The organism is Rossellomorea sp. ABR4_004, assembly GCF_056159585.1.
On the sequence record NZ_JBSWVM010000001.1, the window covers coordinates 325554 to 345530 of the forward strand.

Consider the following 19977-nt stretch of genomic DNA (forward strand, 5'->3'; position numbering starts at 1 on the left):
GTAAGAAATTTCTTTACATTTTGATTAATTGGAGATGAATCATGCTTACTTCAAAACAGCTTCAAGACATTAAAAACCTGCAGATCGTCTGCGAAAAACACGAAGAGATCAATTTAAAACTGAACTGGGATATGCTTAAAAACCGTACAAACAGCCTGGATGATTTTCTTCTTTACGAAGAGGGTCAATTGATCGGATTTTTAGGGTTGTACGGCTTTGGTGAAACATATGAATTATGCGGGATGATTCACCCGGAATACCGTAAACAACAATTATTTCTAGAACTATTCCAGGAAGCCATCCAATCACTAAGGTCACGATCTATTCAAAAACTCTTACTTAATTCTCCCGGCTCTTCAGCTTCCGGAAAGGAGTTTATTGAGAAAATAAACGCCTCTTATGATTTTACAGAATATGAAATGAAGTGGAATAAGAAAAGCTTATCTATAAACGCCGCTGATGTCCAACTAAGAAGTGCGACTGAAAAGGATATTGAAACCATCATTGATCTTGATGAAAAATGCTTTCATGTTGTAAGATCTGATGCTGAAGCCTATACCAAGAGATTGCTTGAAGAATCAGGGGAAGGCAACTTAATGATTGAATATAATGGGGCTACCGTCGGGAAGATTAGAATTCAAAGAGTGGACAATCGAAGCTTTATTTATGGCTTCGCTATCCGTCCCTCCCTTCAAGGAAAAGGCATCGGTAGAAATGCCCTGTCTCAAGTCGTGATGAAGGAATCCAAGTGTACCGGCGATATTTACCTGGATGTAGCTGCTACGAATAGGAATGCCCTTAAACTTTATGAATCAAGTGGATTTCAGACCTTCTATAGTCAGGATTACTACCAGTTCTCTTTATAAGCTTTAAGCCATATTATGGTGTAAAGCACAGAGGTTCAGACCCCTGTGCTTTTTTTAACGGTAAAATTTATGTTCTATTTTCCACGTGTCTTCAATGGTCAAAACACCATGGGAGAAGTAAGGAAGTTTACGTTTATCAGTGGGAGATCAGGGATTAAACAACAGTCTCCCTTTCATATAGCGGGAATATGGGATATGTGAGTGACCAAAGACGATCAAGTCTACCTCATCGGATTCGAACGCTTCCAGAGCTCTTTTTTCCGTTGTTTTCCCCTTCCCGTCTCCGTGCACCACACCGATTTTCAATCCTTTTTTCTTGATGATTCTTTTCTGGGGAAGAAGCGCCTGAAGATCTGCATTGTCCCCATTTCCGACAACGGCAATCAGTTCTCCGTACTCCATAAACTCTCGATAAACATCAAGGGTTTGAAAGTCTCCGGCGTGAATGATTAAATCATTTTTCATGAGATCTTCCTTCAGAATTTCCGGAAGCCCTCTCCTTTTTTTAGGCATGTGGGTATCGGACACGACTATAATCTTCATCTCATACTCCTTTTGGCTTCACTGTGCTTTCTCATTTAATTGTTTCCGTTCTGTCTCAATTTGATCAAGGTCAATCCGGTTAAACAATGGTGTTGTAGCTTCAATGCTTATTCCAAACGGCAAAGGTACCGGCCCCCAAACGGATTGCCCGCTCATCCCCAGTTGATCAGTCAATTTTGAAGAAGTGAAGGGAAGAAACGGTTGAATGAGATTCCTTAAATTACATAATAGGTACAGGAATTCCTCTAGTATCTTTCTTCCTTCCTCCCTATCCTCTTTTAATACATTCCACGGTTTCAATTCATCAAAACGCTTATTCGACCATCGAATGAATTCGAATGCTATTTCAATTCCTTGTCGAGTGTTACCTTCCTCAATCGATTGGCCAACCGAATAAAATGTTTCTTCTATTTTATCCTTAACAACATTTGGTACAATAGAAAGCGAAACGTTATCACCAAATTCTTTCCCATAAAATTTTAACGTGCGTTGTACCAGATTCCCCAGAGCTCCCAGCAGTTCACTGTTATGACTATAAATGAATTCTCTCCAGGAGAAATCTGCATCTCTCTTTTCAGGTGCATTAATGGTAAGAAAATACCGAATGGAATCTGGATGATAGTCGTTGAGAAGATCCTTCACCCAAACAGCCCAGTTCCCGCTCGTTGAAATTTTCCTTTTCTCAAGCGTCAAGTATTCATTTGAAACAATATAGTCAGGAAGATTCCTTTCGCCAATTCCTATAAGAATGGCCGGCCAGATAATACTATGAAAAGGGATATTATCTTTTCCATGAACATAATAGGACGTGGTTTCCTCCTGCCAAAAGTCCTTCCACTCACGCTGATGCTCCCTCGCCCACTTTTTTGAAGCACTCAAATAGCCACTCACTGCTTCTATCCATACATAAATTTTCTTATCTTGAAAACCTTGAATAGGGACCTGCACACCATTCTCTAAATCCCTTGTCACCGGCCTGTCATGCAAGCCTTCCTTTAAATATCGATTTGTAAGCTTAAGGGCATTATCTCTCCACCCGGTGCCGTTATCCATCAGTAATTGTAGAAGAGGTTCCTGCAATTTAGAAAGGGAGAAATATAAATGTTTTGTCGTCCTCTGCACCGGTTCATGTCCACAGAGCTTGCAGGTTTTATCCATTAAATCAGTCGGGTCTAAAACCGTCGAGCATTGATCACACTGATCACCCCTTGCCCTCGAACCACAAACGGGACAGACTCCTTCCACAAACCGATCCGGCAAAAATTGATGATCATGCTCACAATACGCTTGCTCCACTTCTTTTTCATATAACAAGCCCTTCCGATAAAGTGTGGTAAAAATGTGTTGAACTTCCTTATGATGATGTGAGTGATCAGTTCTTGTATACTCATCGTAACTAAAGCCTAAAGCGCGGAAACACTCCAGGAACTCGTTGTGATATCGATTCGCGACCTCTTCAATACTTGTTCCTTCCTGTCTTGCCCGAATACCGATGGGGGTCCCATTACAGTCACTTCCTGATACGTAGAGAACATCTTCTCCTTTTAAACGGTAATATCGTGCGATAATGTCCCCTGGCAATAGGCCGGCGATGTGACCTAAATGTAACGACCCATTTGCATATGGCCAAGCGCCACCAATAAATATAGTCATGACCTTTTCCTCCTCCTGAACAATATAAAAAACCCCTCGTCCTTAGATATCGATCGACATCTAAGGACGAGGGGTTGAACTCGTGGTACCACCTTAGTTTATAGCTTGCTCACACAAGTCTATCTCAGCAAGTACGGAGCATATAAACAGCTCTTATACCGTGACATGGATAACGGATGCCCACTCCCGTTCTACCCTACACCAAATCGGTTCAGATAGAATGCTCCGAGACCATTTTCCATAACGAGTTACCCTGCTTCTTTTCAGCATCCGAAGCTCTCTGTTTAAGGACTCATCTATGTACTCTTCTCATCAACGCAAATTAGATTTGTTTATATTATGCCACTTTTTCAAAAAATTGCAACATCGCTTTAAAGGTTTTATTTGTGAGTATTTGTGGAAAGGTGAATAGACGATACTATTTTATTAGAACAGATTTCAGCAAAAGAGGTGATGCCCTGTTGTTTTCATTACAAAAGCAATTCAAGCGTCCTAATGGATTACTTGGCTGGTTTGTCGGAAAAGTAATGGAATTCGATAATCGAAAGATAAATAATTGGTCCATTAAGCAATTATCCATTAAAGATGGCGATCATATTCTGGAAGTAGGCTACGGGCCTGGATATTGTATTCATCGCATTTCAAGTCGTTTTCCTAAAACGCATGTGGATGGGGTTGATATCTCTGAGACAATGAAGAATGCTGCACAGAATAAGAATGAAAAAGCCATTGAGAATGGAAGAGTTCGGTTATTTGTTCATGATATTAGTCAATTTGAATTGAACAATGAAGAGTACGATCGGATTTTTTCCGTCAATAACTATCCTCTATGGAAGGACCAGAAAAAATCACTTTCACATTTATATACTATGTTAAAGAAAGGTGGCATCCTTCTCATTACCGTCCAACCTCGCGGGGATGAAGAAAGGGATAGCAGGGCGAAATACTATGGCGAAAGTATTTCTGAAGCTTTGCATGATGCTGGCTTTAAAGATATCACTCTTTCTTATAAAAATGTTAAACCGGCTTTAACGGTATGTGTGAAGTGTGTGAAGTAAATTTGCATAAACAAGAACCTCCTTAAGAAAATCAATTCTTAGAGGAGGTTTTTCATTACCGCTTACATGTTTTTATCCTTTTTAACCCGTACAAATCATTAATAAATTCCCGTTGACATCTCTAAAGTTAAAAAAAGAAAAGTCGGGGAACGTGATGATCCCGGATTCAAATGTGACTTTCTTCTCGTAGAAGCCTTCTCTTACTTTTTCAATTTGAGTGGTATGGAAATTGCATATTGGAACATTTGAAGCAGGTGGAGTGAATCCTTTTTCCTCTTCTAAAGTTAGTGATGTTTCCCCCATCTGAAAAGTATAAACGGGAAGCTCCTCAATCTCATTATACTGCACTGGATCGATTTCAAAACCCATTACTCTTTCGTACCAATCCACAGAATCCTTTAGATTAACAACGGGAATAAACACTGTATTCATTTTTCTTTGAATCATGTGAACTCCTCCTTATTATGTAGCCGGCATTTCCACCAGATGGAAATCAATTTGATTTTCGTGAACTTCAAGCCGGGCTTGGATTCCGTTTGGAAGGATAAACATAGGGTCAGTATGACCAAAATCCAGATCCGTAACGACTGGGATTCCATATCCCTCTGTGACACGGGATAAAATGCCGGCCAGTTGATTTTCTTTAAAGCCAACGTGATCATGAAAACGTCCAACGACAAGACCATTAATTTTCGAATATACCCCCATGTGACTGAGTTGAGTTAAGTATCGATCAATTGACGATGGAGTTTCCTCTGGATCATCTTCAATACATAAGATGGCACCATCGAGATCTGGAAAGTATTCTGTACCCGCAAGAAGGAGCATGGTGCCCATATTGGCTGCAATGATTTTCCCTTCTGCTCTCCCTTCTTTGACTACATGAGGTCCCTTATTTACAATTTGTTCCCTTAATCGATTGTCTTCTTCGTCCCACCATAGATGTTCCATTACATAGGAAGAAGAGGCGGAGTAATCTACTCTTTCACCTTGAACAAGTGATTGGAAGAAGTGTTCCTTTGTGTATGTTTGCAGTCCTCCATATTCTCCAAACTGTGGCAGAACAGCAGGTCCAAGATATGTTGTGAGACCGGTCTTTTGATAAATGGCCAAGTGGAGAGCCGTTATGTCACTGTATCCGAGGAATATCTTTGGATGCTTTTGGATTAAAGAGAAATCCAGAAAATCCAATAGTTGATGAGAACAGGTTCCTCCAATAGTGGTGATGATGGCTTTTACATCTTTATCCCTGAAGAGATTATGTAGGTCCTCCACTCTTTCCTCAATGGTACCAGCCATATACTCTTCAATTTTCAACGTGTTTGGCGCTACTTTCACGTTAAAGCCTAAATTCTTAAGCTCTTCAATCCCTCTTTTCAATCTCTTAGGGCAATGAGCAGCGACTGGTGAAGATGGGGAACAAATCCCGATTGTATCTCCTATTTTTAATCGATTTGGAATCGTCATCCGTTTGACCTCTCTATCAAATATGTCTTATATTGTCAGATTAATAGAAATAGTAGTACAATACAACCTTAATCTTCGAATTTCTGATCCAAAAATAAAACAGCCAGCCCACTTAGGGCTGACTGTTATCATTTTACTCTTCATTGTTGCTTTCTTCAGTATTGCTTTCTTCTTCCATGTTCTCTTCGGTTTCAGTACCTGTGTCTTCCTCTGTGTCTCCACTGCATCCGGCTGCAAATGTTACTACTGATAGAGCTGTCATTGACATTAATAACCACTTTTTCATACTTTTCATTTTTAATAGCCTCCTGTTATGATGCTTTGTTCAACTACATCTCTATCATACTGATTTCAGGAGGAAAAAGAAGGCTATTTACCTTTATTTAACATACATTTAGAATCTGTTAATCTAGGCGTTCATATATTTACGAAGAATTCGGTAATTTTTACAATTTTAATGCTTTAGCCTTTGAAGCACTGATTAATTCTTCTATTTCATCAAATGATCCATGCTGAATCAAATCGATTATTTTGCTTCCAACGACTACTCCATCACAGTATTTACTCATGGTACGCACATGTTCAGGAGTAGATATTCCAAACCCGGCAAGTACTGGGACTTGACTGTTTTCTTTCAATTTATTCAGGTGGTCTGAAATATTGTTTCCAAATCCCTCTCTCGTTCCAGTAATACCATTAATCGTAACAGCATAAAGGAACCCTTCAGTGACGGAAGCCAATTCCTGAATTCTCTGTAACGGGCTCGTAAGCGTTGCTAATTGAATAATGGCGATTCCATTTTCTTGAGATGGTTCCCTAACCAATTCATGATGTTCCAGTGGCAGATCAGGAATGATCACACCGTCCACCCCTGTATTCTTACATTCCTGAAAGAAACGCTCTACTCCATATTTGTAAATGGGATTAATATACGTCATAAAGACTAACGGAATGCCAATTTCCTTTCTACTTTCATTTAGCACTTCAAACACCATTTGCAGTGTCGTCCCATTCTCCAGTGCCCGCTTCCCTGCCTCTTGGATGGTCGGGCCATCAGCAACGGGATCAGAGAACGGAATCCCGACTTCTATGGCCGTTGCCCCTCTTTCTTCGAGCATTTTCAAGGTCGATATCAAGGTCTCTATCCCCCCATCCCCTGCCATCACGTAAGGAATGAATAGTTTGTTTCCTTTATCCAGTTCAGCTTTAAACGTATTTTCAAGAAATGATTTACCCATGTTGACTACCTCCCAGTAACTCTTTCACTTGTTCTACATCTTTATCCCCTCTGCCGGATAAACAAATCACTACTGACTCTTCTTTTCTCATTTTTTCAGCTAACTTCACTGCATAGGCGACTGCGTGAGAGCTTTCCAGTGCTGGTATGATTCCTTCTGTCTGGGACAGTTGCTTAAATGCATCTAATGCTTCCCCGTTTGAAATAGACGTATATTCCACTCTATCAATGTCTTTCAAGTAGCTATGCTCCGGCCCGACACCAGGGTAATCAAGACCTGCTGAAACAGAGTGGGCTTCTTGAATCTGCCCTTCATCATTTTGCAGCAGGTACATCATGCTGCCATGAAGAATCCCGACGGACCCCTTTGTTAATGTGGCTGCATGTTTGTCGGTATCAACCCCGCTTCCAGCCGCTTCCACACCGTATAAGTCCACTTCCCTATCATCAATGAACGGATGAAACATTCCGATGGCATTGCTGCCGCCTCCAACACAAGCGACGATTGCCTTTGGCAGGCATTTTTCCTTTTCGAAGAATTGTCGCTTTGTTTCTTTCCCGATCACACTTTGAAAATCCCGTACCATTTTAGGAAATGGGTGTGGCCCTAACACGGAACCGATAATATAGTGTGTGTCCTCTACATTTGCGACCCAGTAGCGCAGGGCTTCATTGACTGCATCTTTTAATGTGGCACTCCCCTGGGTGACACTCACCACTTTCGCTCCCAGTAACTCCATTCTGAATACGTTGAGCTTCTGTCTGCGAATATCTTCCTCCCCCATAAAAATGACGCAATCCAGGTTTAATAGGGCGCATACGGTTGCCGTAGCGACTCCGTGCTGCCCTGCTCCTGTTTCCGCTACGATTTTCCTTTTACCCATCCGTTCAGCGAGCAGTGCCTGACCGATTGTATTATTGATTTTGTGAGCACCCGTATGATTGAGATCCTCACGTTTCAAGTAGATTTTCGCTCCTCCCACCTGTTTGCTTAGATTTTCAGCAAAGTAGAGTGGATTTTCTCTTCCTACATAATCCTTTAAGTAGTTTTGAAGTTTCTCCTGGAATTCTTCATCCTTGGAGGCTTCATCATAAGCCAATTCCAATTCTTGAACAGCCTTCATCAATGATTCCGGAACGAACCTTCCCCCGAATTGCCCGAATAACCCTTTCTGATCTGGTTGTGCGTATATCATCTCAATTCCTCCATTCATTGATTTAAAAAATCGTTATACCGACTTCGCCTCTCGAATAAATGATTCTATCTTTCTTCTATCCTTCTTCCCATCCGTCTCCACACCACTTGAAACATCCACCATATAGGGACGGACCTTGGTGATCGCCTCCCGAACATTTTCCCGATTCAATCCACCGGCAAGAATCAAGTGTTGAGGGATGTTTATTGCATGGACATAATCCCAATTAAACGTCGTCCCATTCCCTCCACGATGTGGCCCATTTCCACTGTCCAACAAAATCATCTCTCCGCCAAAGTGTTCGATCCCGTCTAGGTCTTCTTTTTTCTTTATCGAAACCGCCTTGATAAATGGTAGATCGAGACTGTCACAAAATTGGACTGATTCATCGCCATGAAGCTGTACGTAATCTAGATTTACCATTTTGGTTATTTCTCCCATCTTCTCTTTATCCTTATTTACAAACACGCCAATTTTCAATACATGCGAAGGTAGTGAAGCACTTATAAGTGCTGCTGATTCTACATCAATTTTTCTTTTACTATCAGCGAACACGAACCCTATCGCATCAGCTCCTGCTTCAACTGCCCACAGAGCTTCTTCTTGTCTTCTTATTCCACACACCTTTACTTTGGTCATTTCACCACGCCTTTTCTCACTTGCAAGGAGGCAAGCTTAGTTGCAGGGTCATCACTTCTCATTAACGTCTCTCCGACAAGAACCCCATCCGCACCTGCGTTTACGACTCGATGACAGTCCTCTTCATTTCTTATTCCGCTTTCACTTATGAATACGATATCTGTTCCATTTACCAAGGAGCCGAGAGTTTCTGTAATCAGAAGATTTACTTCAAAGGTTTTCAGGTTACGATTATTCACACCAATTATAGTTGCCCCTAAATCCATAGCAACATTCATTTCTTCTTCATTATGAACTTCCACCAGGACTTCCAGGCCAAGCTTCGTTGCATAAGAATAAAGTTCTTGTAATCTATTATCGTCCAGGGCAGCCACTATAAGGAGAATGATATTTGCCCCGGCATCTTTAGAACGATCAATCTGGATTTCATCGATAATAAAGTCTTTACACAGAATAGGGAGGGAGACTGCTTTTCGAACATTCGCAAGATCTTCCATACTCCCTTTAAAGAAAGGAGCATCGGTTAATACCGATATGGCACAGGCTCCCGCTTCTTCATACTTCATGGCTTGTGCCACGGGATTCACTTCTGTTCGGATATCTCCTTTTGATGGAGATGCCCGCTTAATTTCTGCAATCACCTGCAATCTGGATGCTGATTTTAACGCTCCATATAAGGAACGACCAGGATTCTTCTTACAATTATGGGATTTATACCCTGCATTCTTTAACTCTTCCACTTCCTCTTTCTTCTTTTCAAGAATGGTTTGTAGAATGGTAGACACTTAAATCACCTGCTTTCGACGTTGTTGACTGTAGCGGACCAAGGAGTGGAGCTTTTCTTTTGCACGACCGCTTTCTATACTTTCCCTTGCAAGCTTTACACCTTCTAGAAAGGTGGCTGCTTTGCCATGAGCGTATAGACCGATTCCTGCATTGAATAAGACCGTATCAGTGTAGGCTCCTTCCTTCCCATTTAATACTTCTTCTAAAATAATGGCATTGTCTCCCGCGTCCCCTCCTCGTATCTCTTCGAGGGAATAACATGGAAGGCCGACATCTTCTCCCTTTAATGTGAGTGAAGTAATTTCCCCTTGATCCAGCAGAACGAGATGATTTTCTCCTGCTAATGAGGCTTCATCCATGTAATCAGCTCCATTCAGCACAATCGCTCGTTTTCTGCCTAATTCATGTAAAACATGGGCCATCGTTTCTAATTTATCTCTTCTATATACCCCTAGGAGTTGAGTTTCCAGATGAACCGGATTCGTTAACGGTCCAATAAGATTAAAGATGGTAGGAATCCTTAATTCTTTCCGGACCTTCATTACCTTCTTTAAACCTGAATGAATATGAGGTGCAAATAGAAAAGCAATATTGGTTTCATCCAGTAAACTTTCCACCTCATGAGATTGGAAATCGAGTGCTACCCCTAAATGTTCTAACACATCTGCACTTCCTGTTTTACTGGAAATACTTCTGTTACCGTGCTTCGCAACCTTCACCCCGGCCCCCGCAAGAACAAATGCACTCGTTGTACTAATATTAAAGCTTTGGGATCCGTCTCCACCTGTTCCGCAGTTATCCAATATTCCGGGTGCCGTGCTTTTAATCGGCATCGCTTTCTCTCTTAAAACTTCAACAAGAGCGGTAATTTCATCTACAGTTTCCCCCTTCATTTTTAACAAGGTCAGGAAACAGGCGATTTGACTATCCGTTGTTTCTTCAATGAACAATTTTTCTACTGCCTCTCTCATCTCTTCTCTATCTAATGAATGACCGTTAGATAACTTCTGTAGATAGGGTTTCACGGTTATTCTCCTTTCTCATCTGAACTAAAAAGTTTTGAATGATTTTCTTTCCTGTTTTCGTACCGATGGATTCCGGATGAAACTGAAGCCCGTACATCGGATACTTCATATGCTTTATCGCCATGATTTCTCTATCATCCATGGACATAGCGACAGTTTCTAATTGCGTCGGCAGGGTCCCATTCTTTATCACCAGGGAATGATATCTCATCACCTCTAATGGTTGTGGAAGATATTCGAATACTCCGCCGCCATCGTGTTTAATAAGGGATGTTTTTCCGTGCATGACTTTCTCAGCCACTTCGATAGTTGCTCCGAATGCTGCCCCGATTGCCTGATGCCCTAAACAAACCCCTAAAATCGGCACACTAGCGTGAAGATTCTGTATTATCGAGATGCAAATGCCCGCATCTTCCGGTTTCCCCGGACCAGGTGATAGAATGATTCCCGCAGGATTCAATTCCTTGATTTCTTCTAATGAAATAGCATCATTCCGTTTCACGATTACTTCTTCACCGAGCTCTTCTATATACTGATACAGGTTATACGTAAAGGAATCATAGTTATCAATAAGAAGGATCATCCTGTCACCTCCAATAATGATTTAGCTTTATTCATGGTTTCTTCATATTCACTCTCTGGGTCTGAATCATAAACAATCCCGGCACCGGCTTGAACATATGCCTTTTTATCTTTTAGAACCATCGTCCGGATGGCAAGGGCAAAATCCAAATTCCCGTTTACCCCGATATACCCGACGGCACCTGAGTAAACTCCGCGCTTTTTTGTTTCAAGTTCATTAATGATTTGCATGGCCCTGATTTTCGGTGCTCCACTGACGGTCCCTGCCGGTAAACAGTATGTTAATGCTTCCAGAGGTGTTACTTCTTCTTTTAATTCACCCTTTACTTCAGAAACGATGTGCATGACATATTTATATCTCTCAATCGTTAAGTACTTTGAAAGGTAAATTGAGCCGATCTCACAGACTCTGCCTAAATCATTCCTGCCTAAGTCTACCAGCATTCGATGTTCAGCGATTTCTTTTTCATCTGTCAGTAATTCCTTCTCGAGCTCCCTGTCCAGATCATGTGTTTCTCCCCTTCTTCGCGTACCTGCAATTGGATTCGTGGTGATTTCTCTGCCTTGAACTTTCAGCAAGCTTTCTGGTGATGCACCCATTACGACATATTCCTCGAAATCAATGAAGAACATGTAAGGGGACGGGTTGGATTTCCTCAAGCTTCTATAGAATGAAAATGGATTTCCAGAAAAGGACGCCTTTAATCTTTGAGAGAGCACGACTTGAAAGATTTCACCTTCTCTTATGGATTGCTTAGCCCTCTCCACCTTTTCCATGAATTCATCTTTGGAGGTTTGAGCATGGAAGGAAAGGCGATCCAGTTTCTTCTTATGAGTTTCCAAATACACATTGTTCAGCTCAGCCTCTACTTCCTTCACCTTTTTATCCAAATCTCCCATTTGATCCTCTGTCCACTCATTCATGACGACAATAAATACTTTGTGCTCCAGATGATCAAACACAATGACTTTTTCATAAAACATAAGATGAATATCCGGCATTTCTAGTTCATCTTGGAGAGTTATACCGATCTCTTCGTAGTGTCGAATAACGTCATATCCCAGATATCCAATCCCCCCTCCTGTAAAAGGAAAAGGTGCACCTTTTAGATCGTGGGTAGGAATAAGGTTTTGAATGATTTCAATGGGATTTCCCTCTATTTCATCCATTTCATTTGCAGATGTTTTTTTCAACTGGACGGTATTTCCGTATGCTTTACATTCTAAAAATGGATCACTCCCTACAAATGAATACCGACCGGATTGTTCATGCTTCAATGAGCTCTCCAATAAAAATTTCTTCTTACCTTTTAACGATTGAAAAAGTGAGATGGGAGTAAATATGTCACCGTTTAATTCTTTCACCACATAATCCAACGCTTGCTGTTTCATCATTTCATGCCTCCAATTCAATGTTCCGCTTAAAATAAAAATAAAAAAAGTCCCCTATGAACAGAAAGCTCTGTTCATAGAGGACGATGCTGACCGCGGTGCCACCTCTGATTGGGATACGTTGACGTATCCCCTCTTGCTTCAAGTACGGGGTCTATCACCCGATACTCTATCCTTTTAACGGTGGAATTCCGTACGACCCTACTTCCATTCAGATCATCTCTCATAAGTCCATTCCATACAAGCTATCATACCAAGGTCTCACCATCCTTAGCTCTCTGTCATGCATCACTTGAATGTACTCCTCTTACTCAACGATTTATCATTATTCAGTTATAAAAAAAGGGCATCCCTATCCATTTACATCATGTAAAGGACGAGATACCCGTGGTGCCACCTTTGTTGACTGCCTGAACAGTCCACTCAATCGTATCGAAGCGGTTTGCTTGAATACGCGTCTTTTGTAACGATAAGACATTCGCCAAAGCCTACTCCCTGAAGTTTCGGTTTGGAGGCTCAGAAGTCCATTCCCAAAGATCGTTCACACTGGTTCTCACCAACCACCAGCTCTCTTAAGTGTCGATCAGAGGTACTCCTCTTCGTCATAGCCATTCGCTCATTTAATTAATTGTTTATTATACTAATAGCTTTCCTTCATAATGTCAACTGTTTATATAAAATAATATTCTGGTATGTATCAAAAGGTTCACACAATGGAAATCATCATTGAATCGCAAACGGGCTTATAGCCGATTTCAATATAAATCTTGTTGGAAGTGGGATTATCCAGGTCCGTATAAAGGGAACAAAAGGAGTGGTCCTTCAACAGTAGACGGCTCAGTTCTGCTACAACAGAAGATGCGTATCCTTTTTTCCTGTATTCTAAAGGGGTGTATACAAAGTTTACTGTAATGCCGTTTTCCGTTCTTCTTGCCCCCCGTGCCATGGAAACAGGCTTTCCGTCCACTTCCCAAACATACACATATTGTTCATTTTCAATCATGTCCCTCGACCGATTCATAGCCTCTTCTTCAGTAAGAGGCAGTTCCCCGGTATCTGCTACAAATCCTATCAACCATTGGGTAAGGAGCTCTTCATGTTCTTTACGCACAGCTATCATCTTCCCATCGCTTAACGGGATATCATTCACTTTACCCAATTGATATACACGCTGATTCATTTTCACATTGTATCTATCTCCCGTTAAATGGCACCAAGCATGTGTCAATTGAAGTGCGAGCTCCTTCTCTGCTAAAAAGCCCGGGAAGTTGATACCCATATTTTCACAAAACGAATGGAGCTCTTTGACTATCTCATATACGCCTTCTTTCTCCACCTTAAGTGTACTGACAAGGTAATGAGGAGGGGTCATGATGAAGGATCCCACCACCTTACCGACCTCATTTTCCACTAAAAGAAGTAGCGGATCTTTATATTTGTCACTCGTTTTCATCGTGTTCAACAAACCCAAAGGCAGGTTATTCGCCGCTTCATCCTCCATTAAAAGGGCATGGACCTTTTCGTGGAAGACTGTCGGGTCTTTATACGGTATCAGCTTATACATATTATCACCCCATTCCCAGAATTCGACATAAGTAGTCGAGGTTCCTCCTTACTTCTGAAGTTTTCTGCCTGTAATGGAGTGAAATACATGGTAAGCACTTACAGATACACCGATGGTCCCTGCACCTGGAAAGACTGAGTCACCGCATACCCATATATTTTTCAATGGAGTCCTGTGAGAGAGACTCTTGAAGAGAGCATGGTCATTAGATTGAGGAAATCCACCGACTATGCCCCCGGGCCGCCCGGTAAATCGTTCCCAGGCTTTAGGTGCCCCAGGGTATATATCTACAACACTATCTCTTATAGTGGGAATGACTGACTCTATGGAATCGATCATTTTTCCCTTGAGATTTTCCTTGTATGCATCGTATCTTTCTTTGGTCTTCCATTTTTCTAATTTAGTATGTGTTGATACCGTTAAGGTACGGAATCCTTTAGGGGCACGCTGACGATCATTTGGATGGGATAGCGATAAGAAGAGATGGTCTCCTTCTGTCATATTTCCATTTGGGCTTGCACAAATTTGGGAAAACAAAGGATAGGATTCCGGTAATGATTCTTCTCTCAATAACATGTATAGGGACATGGTGCCCCAAATAGCTTCATTCTCTTTTGATTTTAGATAGTTATCAAGTTTGGGTGTATATTGTGGGGGAAAAAGATTTTTTAAAGATTGTACTGGAACGTTGCATACAACATGATTTGCACGATATTCATTGCCTCTATGATCAAGGATTATCCATTCTTGACCATAATGATCACGGTCGATGCGAACCACCCTTCTCCCTAATGTCGCTTTAACCCCTATGGATTCTGAAAATCCGACAAGACTATGGGCTATTTCGAATAATCCACCATCCAAATAAAATGCTCCTTCATGATAAATATCCAAACCCAGGCATCCCAGCAATAAAGAGCATTGATCACTGGTCACCTGCATGCTATCGATCAGTTGCCCATCGATAAAATGCTTAAAAGAAGAATGTTGGTGGATTCCGTGTTTTTCTAATAAATCGAGCATTGTTTTCTGAAAGGAAGGAATCAGTGTCAGAGACCTGGGATGTAGACTTAACGTTAGTTCCATCCAATCTTTTAGCGTTTTAGGAGGAAGGATCGGGAGCGCGACCATCAGCCTTCTAATTTCGCCGGCTATTTTGTACAGTTCTTCATAAAAAGCGTTGACCTTCGCTGATATTTCAGGATATGCTTTCTTCAACTCATTTACATGTGTTTCCCTATTACGGTAAAATATCAGTGTTTTGCCAGGAAGATGAACGTCCATAACCTGATCAAGCATGAAAGACGCAGGGGGTTCTATCCCTAAATAGTGAAAAATACGCTGATGGATCCCTCCTTTTTCAAAACCCATTCCAAGAGTCGCCCCAACAGGAAATAAGGCATTTCCTCTCTGGAATTTACCAGCGCATCCTCCCCATTCCCTGGAAGCCTCAAGAATCTGTACATTGTAATCAGCACTTCCAAGGAGTGAAGCTGCGGTCAGACCTCCGATTCCTCCACCTATTATGACAACAGAATTTTTCAAGATACTTCACCCCATTCATTGATTCTTTTCTAAAATGTACGCTTTTCCCTTGTTAAATACAAAAATGGATGGGTTAAACCCATCCATTCTGCCGATACTGTGATTGTGTAAACAGGGAAACGACCACATACATGAAAAACGAAATGACAATTGGGAAAATGACCGTGTGCATATCCAGATAATTAGGTGCGAAACTGTGAAATAAGATGTACGCTACCAGTCCTGAAATCATAGAAGCAAAGGCACCATTAGCATTTCCTTTTTTCCAATATAAACCTAAAACGATTGGCCAGATAAATACAGCTTCAAGACCTCCAAATGAAAATAAATTAAGCCAGATAATTAATTCAGGCGGACTCAGCGCCATAAGAAAAACGAGTATTCCCGTTAGACTAGTCACCCAAAAGCTTATTTTTTTGACTTGTTTTTCCTTTGCTTCCTTATTGATGAAATTCATGTACACATCTTTCACAATTGCTGAGGATACAATCAATAATAACGAATCCACTGTCGACATGATCGCGGCCATCGGAGCAGCCAGGACGATCCCGGCAAGCCATGGTGGAAGAACTTCTAAAGCGAGAAGGGGCATGACTTTATCAGCCACTTCTATTCCCGGGACTACGACCCTTGCAAGCACACCAATCAAGTGCATACCGAGCATAATCGACCCGACCACAATGGTTCCGATTATGAGCGCTCTGTGCAAGGATCTGGAATTCTTATAGCTCATGGCTCTAACTGCCACTTGAGGTAATCCGACAACACCCACACCCACTAATATCCAGAAAGAAGAAATATAGCGGGCACTTAATTCTCCATCAGGACCATGTGGACTTAATAAGTCAGGGTTTTCCGCTTTCAATCCCATCATGATGTTCTCCATGCCACCTCCGGCTATAATGGTGGCAATCAACAGAATAATGGTCCCACCTAGCATGACCACACCTTGAATGGCATCCGTGATGGCAACCGCACGAAAGCCCCCGATAATGACGTAAACAAGTACCGATACGGCAAACAGAAAAAGAGCACTCTCGTAAGATAAACCGGTTAAAGATTCAATGAGCCGTGCTCCCCCCACCCATTGAGCAATCATGGCTGAGAATAAAAAGATGATGATACTGATGGCCGATAGAATCGTGATCTTATTGCTGCCATATCTGCCTTGTAGATAGTCGATCAAAGTAACGGCTTTGTATTTCCGGGCCATAATTGCGAACTTTTTCCCAAGTATAAGGAGAACAAAGTAACCTGTCACAACCTGCGACATGGCCAAAAGAACCCACGATAAACCATATGTATATGCTGCGCCCGGCCCTCCAATGAAACTACTGGCACTTCCATAGGTCGCAATCATGGTCATCGCCAAGATAAATCCGCCAAGCTGACGGCTTCCCAAGAAGTATTCCTGGACAAAGGAATCTGCTCTACTCACATTTCTGGACGTATAAATGCCCACAACAAAAATCAAGATTAAAAAAGCGAATAAGGGAATCAGTGCCATACTATTCATGAACATCCTCCTCATCCTCAAAAGGAATGTCGGTAAGCATGTACTTTACGACGATAATCACTAACAATACCATAAGAAAAAAGCCAACGATGCAGCTGTAAAAAAACCATTCAGGCATCCCGAGGATCCAATCGTAATCTGAAACCGGTTGACCTCCTAAACCGAATGCAAAACCATACCACCATAAGAAATTTATAAGAACAAGTGCTATTCCTATCAGTGCCTCGTGACCAGCAACCCTGAACCGTTTATCTTCTTTATGATCCACTTACTATTATCCCTCCTTGAAATACACATCCTTTAACAATTTACGACAGGAAGAAATGAAATGCAATATAAAAAGACAGACGGGAAGCATATGCTTCCCGTCTGTCTTTTTATATCTAATAAAGGGGGTTTTTCATGAACCATTCTCTCAATTGAAAGAGGGGGAACTCTTTTGTTCAAATGAGAATGATTTTCAATATCATTGTAATCCCTCTAATCATAAATGTCAACATAAAACTTTTATTTATATAAGGAAATATTTGGTGCCTCGAAATGTGAATTATGATAAAATTCTAAATTGAGCTCATATTATAGAGATAGAGAATCGAGGGGATATGTTTGAGAGAGAAATTCAAATCATTTGGAATACCTTTAGTGTTAATCGTTCTGTTTATAGGAGCATTATTTCTCCACCAGCTGTTACAAGTAAAACAACAACCACAGCCAGATTGGAGTAGATCCATCCCATTAAACTACACTTCTGAAGAACGCCCTGTTATCTTTAATGGAGATAAAGGACTCTTCTTGGCAAGTAACGGGAAAATTACAGAGTTTACTTTCGAGGGATCATTTGACTCACCCCGGAAAACAACGCTGGACACCAGCGTTACCCGCGGCCACCCTTTTTGGACAGACGGCACGAAGGTCATTCAGATCAAGGATGACCAGTTAATCTCTTCAGAAAGTAATGAACTAACGACGATTGCTGAGGAAGCAACAGGGACCAGCGTGGCAATGAACTCTATGTATTTCTGGAATAAAGAGAACCTTTTTTCTCTTAACACTGCTGATTTATCAACGAAAAAGGTTTTCAGCTTCTCTAATGAAATCCTGGACGTCTATATCGGAAATAGTGGTAGTGCCGTAGTACAGGTTGGAATAAATGACAGTCACTCTCACCTGTACTACATGGATGATACGTTCCAAGTAGTGAAAGATCCATTTGCAATCGTAAACACAGCAACGAATCACCATATTAATGGATTAACCTTTACCGCGGAAAATAATCAATTAACCCTTCTATATAATGAAGAGATGAGAGCCCAGGGAACACTGTCATATAAGATTTTCAAATTGCAAACACCGATGGATGAAATAGGATCTTCTATTTTGAAGCCCACAAAAATCGATTTTACGAACGAAATGTCAGGGAGCAAACTTCAAAGTCCAAGAACCGCACAACTTCTTTCCATTAATGGAGAAAAATCCATTCTCTTCACATCTGAAGGTCATCGGGTTGGGGATGATAATGCAATCAGCCTATATGTAGCACCCTTCAGTGACTCTAGTCAATTAACAGCGGCACCAATCAGCACAACAAAACATTTTACGTATTCTCCACTTCAGGTTAACAAGTCTGGCGTTGCCTGGTTGGATTATGATGGGGATACGTATGAATTATTTGCTGCTTCACAGGATGCACAAGTTATCGCCAATAGTACAGAATGGTCGAAACGAAGTGTCAAAGAAGCCTTTAACAATTCCGTATTAATGCTATTCAGCAGCTTAATCACGATCATGGTTTCGTTTTATTGGGTACTCCCTTCCCTTTTTCTTTTAATTCTGCTTTATATTTTTAAACCAAATATATTTGAGAAGGAAGAGATCAACTGGGTTGAATATGCCTCTATCATTATGTTTTTAGTAATGCCGATAACCTTCATCACTAAAGCGATGGGCGATTATTTCTACTTTGCTGCTCCGGAATATCTGATGTTTTCAGGAAGTGAATATATAGTATTAATCGTTATCAGCGCCATTACTTCACTATTATGGAAAGTTGGGAGAGATCCTGACTGGGGTACTTTTGGTGGAGTATTCTATTTCATGGGTATTTATATTCTACTCTATGCCACTTTAATTGGACCGTATATTTTTAATTTATTTTAATCATAAATAGAATAAAGCGCTCAGAAGAATTTCTTTCTGTGCGCTTTATTTCAATTTAATTCTCTCTTTCTTTCCAATGTTTTCGTTTATGGAAGTAAGCATAAATGACGATACAAAGCGTCAACCATGCCCCTCCCGCAGTGAAACCTCCAAGAATGTCACTTGGATAATGTACCCCTAAATACACTCTGCTAAGACCAATTAATAGCACCAGGAAGCTGACAGCGATGACACTTGCCCACTTATACCGTTTATGATCCAATGCCCGAAATAATATGAATGCAAGGGTCCCGTAGAATATAAAGGAACTCATGGAATGACCACTGGGAAAACTATAACCACCTTGCTCGATCAGTGCTTCAATATCAGGTCTTTCACGTTTAAAAATCCATTTTAGCAGCCAATTAAATCCTGCTCCTGTTGTGATGGTAATTCCTACAAACAGAGCAAGTGGATACTTCTTGAGAAACAAAAGTATGACCACAACACAAATTGCAAATATTGTGATCCCTTCCACGCCACCCAAAAAAGTAATCGACGTCATAAATGTCGTTAACCTCGGGGAAATGAACCCTCTTACAATCTCAGAAACACCATTGTCAAATTGTGCGATTTCATTTTCTTTCCACTCTTCGACAATCGTGACGAATCCCCATGTAAATGCAATTAGGCAAATGACTGATAGGACAACAAATATTCCTTGTTTTATTTCTTTCTCCTCCAAAACTTGTCCCTCTCTTTATTCACGACT

General features: G+C 41.1%; 20 protein-coding genes and 3 other annotated features. Of the genes, 3 read left to right on the forward strand and 17 right to left on the reverse strand.

Annotated features, from left to right (window positions below):
• The first annotated feature begins 41 nt into the window (after nucleotides 1-41).
• Nucleotides 42-866: a GNAT family N-acetyltransferase gene (locus ACXAF2_RS01840; RefSeq protein WP_475137120.1), complete on the forward strand. Its 825-nt coding sequence runs from the start codon at nucleotides 42-44 to the stop codon at nucleotides 864-866.
• 147 nt (nucleotides 867-1013) lie between these two features.
• Here the strand turns inward: ACXAF2_RS01840 and ACXAF2_RS01845 are convergent, their stop codons facing one another.
• Entirely contained in the window at nucleotides 1014-1409 is a 396-nt protein-coding gene (locus ACXAF2_RS01845) for a metallophosphoesterase family protein (protein ID WP_475137121.1), read from the reverse strand.
• An 18-nt stretch (nucleotides 1410-1427) separates the two neighbouring features.
• Nucleotides 1428-3086 carry a methionine--tRNA ligase gene (gene metG / locus ACXAF2_RS01850; protein WP_475139070.1) on the reverse strand — a complete coding sequence of 553 codons (1659 nt, stop codon included), beginning with the start codon at nucleotides 3084-3086 and terminating at the stop codon, nucleotides 1428-1430.
• Nucleotides 3087-3121: 35 nt separating this feature from the next.
• Nucleotides 3122-3387 (reverse strand) — a binding site (T-box leader).
• A gap of 136 nt (nucleotides 3388-3523) precedes the next feature.
• Here metG and ACXAF2_RS01855 point away from each other — a divergent pair.
• Nucleotides 3524-4120, forward strand: coding sequence for a class I SAM-dependent methyltransferase (locus ACXAF2_RS01855; protein ID WP_475137122.1), 597 nt, complete (start codon nucleotides 3524-3526; stop codon nucleotides 4118-4120).
• A gap of 81 nt (nucleotides 4121-4201) precedes the next feature.
• On the opposite strand, the gene ACXAF2_RS01860 is transcribed toward ACXAF2_RS01855, so the two are convergent.
• The 14 genes from ACXAF2_RS01860 to ACXAF2_RS01925 form a co-directional block, all read right to left on the reverse strand.
• On the reverse strand, nucleotides 4202-4567 hold the full coding sequence (locus tag ACXAF2_RS01860) for a VOC family protein (protein WP_475137123.1): 366 nt from the start codon (nucleotides 4565-4567) through the stop codon (nucleotides 4202-4204).
• Between the two features lie 15 nt (nucleotides 4568-4582).
• Nucleotides 4583-5587 carry a S66 family peptidase gene (locus tag ACXAF2_RS01865; RefSeq protein WP_475137124.1) on the reverse strand — a complete coding sequence of 335 codons (1005 nt, stop codon included), beginning with the start codon at nucleotides 5585-5587 and terminating at the stop codon, nucleotides 4583-4585.
• A 133-nt stretch (nucleotides 5588-5720) separates the two neighbouring features.
• The gene (locus ACXAF2_RS01870) at nucleotides 5721-5882 is read right to left on the reverse strand and encodes a hypothetical protein (protein WP_475137125.1); all 162 of its coding nucleotides are present in this window, start codon (nucleotides 5880-5882) and stop codon (nucleotides 5721-5723) included.
• A 151-nt stretch (nucleotides 5883-6033) separates the two neighbouring features.
• The gene (trpA, locus tag ACXAF2_RS01875) at nucleotides 6034-6825 is read right to left on the reverse strand and encodes a tryptophan synthase subunit alpha (protein WP_475137126.1); all 792 of its coding nucleotides are present in this window, start codon (nucleotides 6823-6825) and stop codon (nucleotides 6034-6036) included.
• Nucleotides 6818-8020, reverse strand: a complete 1203-nt coding sequence (gene trpB, locus ACXAF2_RS01880; protein ID WP_475137127.1) for a tryptophan synthase subunit beta — start codon at nucleotides 8018-8020, stop codon at nucleotides 6818-6820. Before trpB ends, trpA begins: the two co-directional genes overlap by 8 nt.
• Nucleotides 8021-8053: 33 nt before the next feature.
• Complete coding sequence (locus ACXAF2_RS01885) at nucleotides 8054-8659, reverse strand: phosphoribosylanthranilate isomerase (protein ID WP_475137128.1); 606 nt, start codon at nucleotides 8657-8659, stop codon at nucleotides 8054-8056.
• On the reverse strand, nucleotides 8656-9444 hold the full coding sequence (gene trpC / locus ACXAF2_RS01890; protein ID WP_475137129.1) for an indole-3-glycerol phosphate synthase TrpC: 789 nt from the start codon (nucleotides 9442-9444) through the stop codon (nucleotides 8656-8658). The genes ACXAF2_RS01885 and trpC overlap by 4 nt, the downstream gene beginning before the upstream one ends.
• Nucleotides 9445-10470, reverse strand: a complete 1026-nt coding sequence (trpD, locus tag ACXAF2_RS01895) for an anthranilate phosphoribosyltransferase (protein WP_475137130.1) — start codon at nucleotides 10468-10470, stop codon at nucleotides 9445-9447.
• Nucleotides 10442-11053 carry an anthranilate synthase component II gene (locus ACXAF2_RS01900; RefSeq protein ID WP_475137131.1) on the reverse strand — a complete coding sequence of 204 codons (612 nt, stop codon included), beginning with the start codon at nucleotides 11051-11053 and terminating at the stop codon, nucleotides 10442-10444. Before ACXAF2_RS01900 ends, trpD begins: the two co-directional genes overlap by 29 nt.
• Nucleotides 11050-12447 (reverse strand): anthranilate synthase component I, encoded by a 1398-nt coding sequence (gene trpE, locus ACXAF2_RS01905; RefSeq protein ID WP_475137132.1) that lies wholly within the window; start codon nucleotides 12445-12447, stop codon nucleotides 11050-11052. Before trpE ends, ACXAF2_RS01900 begins: the two co-directional genes overlap by 4 nt.
• 73 nt (nucleotides 12448-12520) lie before the next feature.
• Nucleotides 12521-12768: a binding site (T-box leader), on the reverse strand.
• Between the two features lie 45 nt (nucleotides 12769-12813).
• Nucleotides 12814-13059 (reverse strand) — a binding site (T-box leader).
• A 91-nt stretch (nucleotides 13060-13150) separates the two neighbouring features.
• Nucleotides 13151-14008 carry a GNAT family N-acetyltransferase gene (locus ACXAF2_RS01910; protein ID WP_475137133.1) on the reverse strand — a complete coding sequence of 286 codons (858 nt, stop codon included), beginning with the start codon at nucleotides 14006-14008 and terminating at the stop codon, nucleotides 13151-13153.
• 48 nt (nucleotides 14009-14056) lie between these two features.
• Nucleotides 14057-15553 carry an FAD-dependent oxidoreductase gene (locus ACXAF2_RS01915; RefSeq protein ID WP_475137134.1) on the reverse strand — a complete coding sequence of 499 codons (1497 nt, stop codon included), beginning with the start codon at nucleotides 15551-15553 and terminating at the stop codon, nucleotides 14057-14059.
• 73 nt (nucleotides 15554-15626) lie between these two features.
• Nucleotides 15627-17069 (reverse strand): sodium/pantothenate symporter, encoded by a 1443-nt coding sequence (gene panF, locus ACXAF2_RS01920; protein WP_475137135.1) that lies wholly within the window; start codon nucleotides 17067-17069, stop codon nucleotides 15627-15629.
• Nucleotides 17062-17337, reverse strand: coding sequence for a YhdT family protein (locus tag ACXAF2_RS01925; protein WP_475137136.1), 276 nt, complete (start codon nucleotides 17335-17337; stop codon nucleotides 17062-17064). The genes panF and ACXAF2_RS01925 overlap by 8 nt, the downstream gene beginning before the upstream one ends.
• A 338-nt stretch (nucleotides 17338-17675) precedes the next feature.
• Here ACXAF2_RS01925 and ACXAF2_RS01930 point away from each other — a divergent pair, with 338 nt between their 5' ends.
• On the forward strand, nucleotides 17676-19226 hold the full coding sequence (locus tag ACXAF2_RS01930; RefSeq protein WP_475137137.1) for a hypothetical protein: 1551 nt from the start codon (nucleotides 17676-17678) through the stop codon (nucleotides 19224-19226).
• Nucleotides 19227-19281: 55 nt separating this feature from the next.
• Here the strand turns inward: ACXAF2_RS01930 and ACXAF2_RS01935 are convergent, their stop codons facing one another.
• Nucleotides 19282-19950 carry a phosphatase PAP2 family protein gene (locus ACXAF2_RS01935; protein ID WP_475137138.1) on the reverse strand — a complete coding sequence of 223 codons (669 nt, stop codon included), beginning with the start codon at nucleotides 19948-19950 and terminating at the stop codon, nucleotides 19282-19284.
• Between the last annotated feature and the right edge of the window lie 27 nt (nucleotides 19951-19977).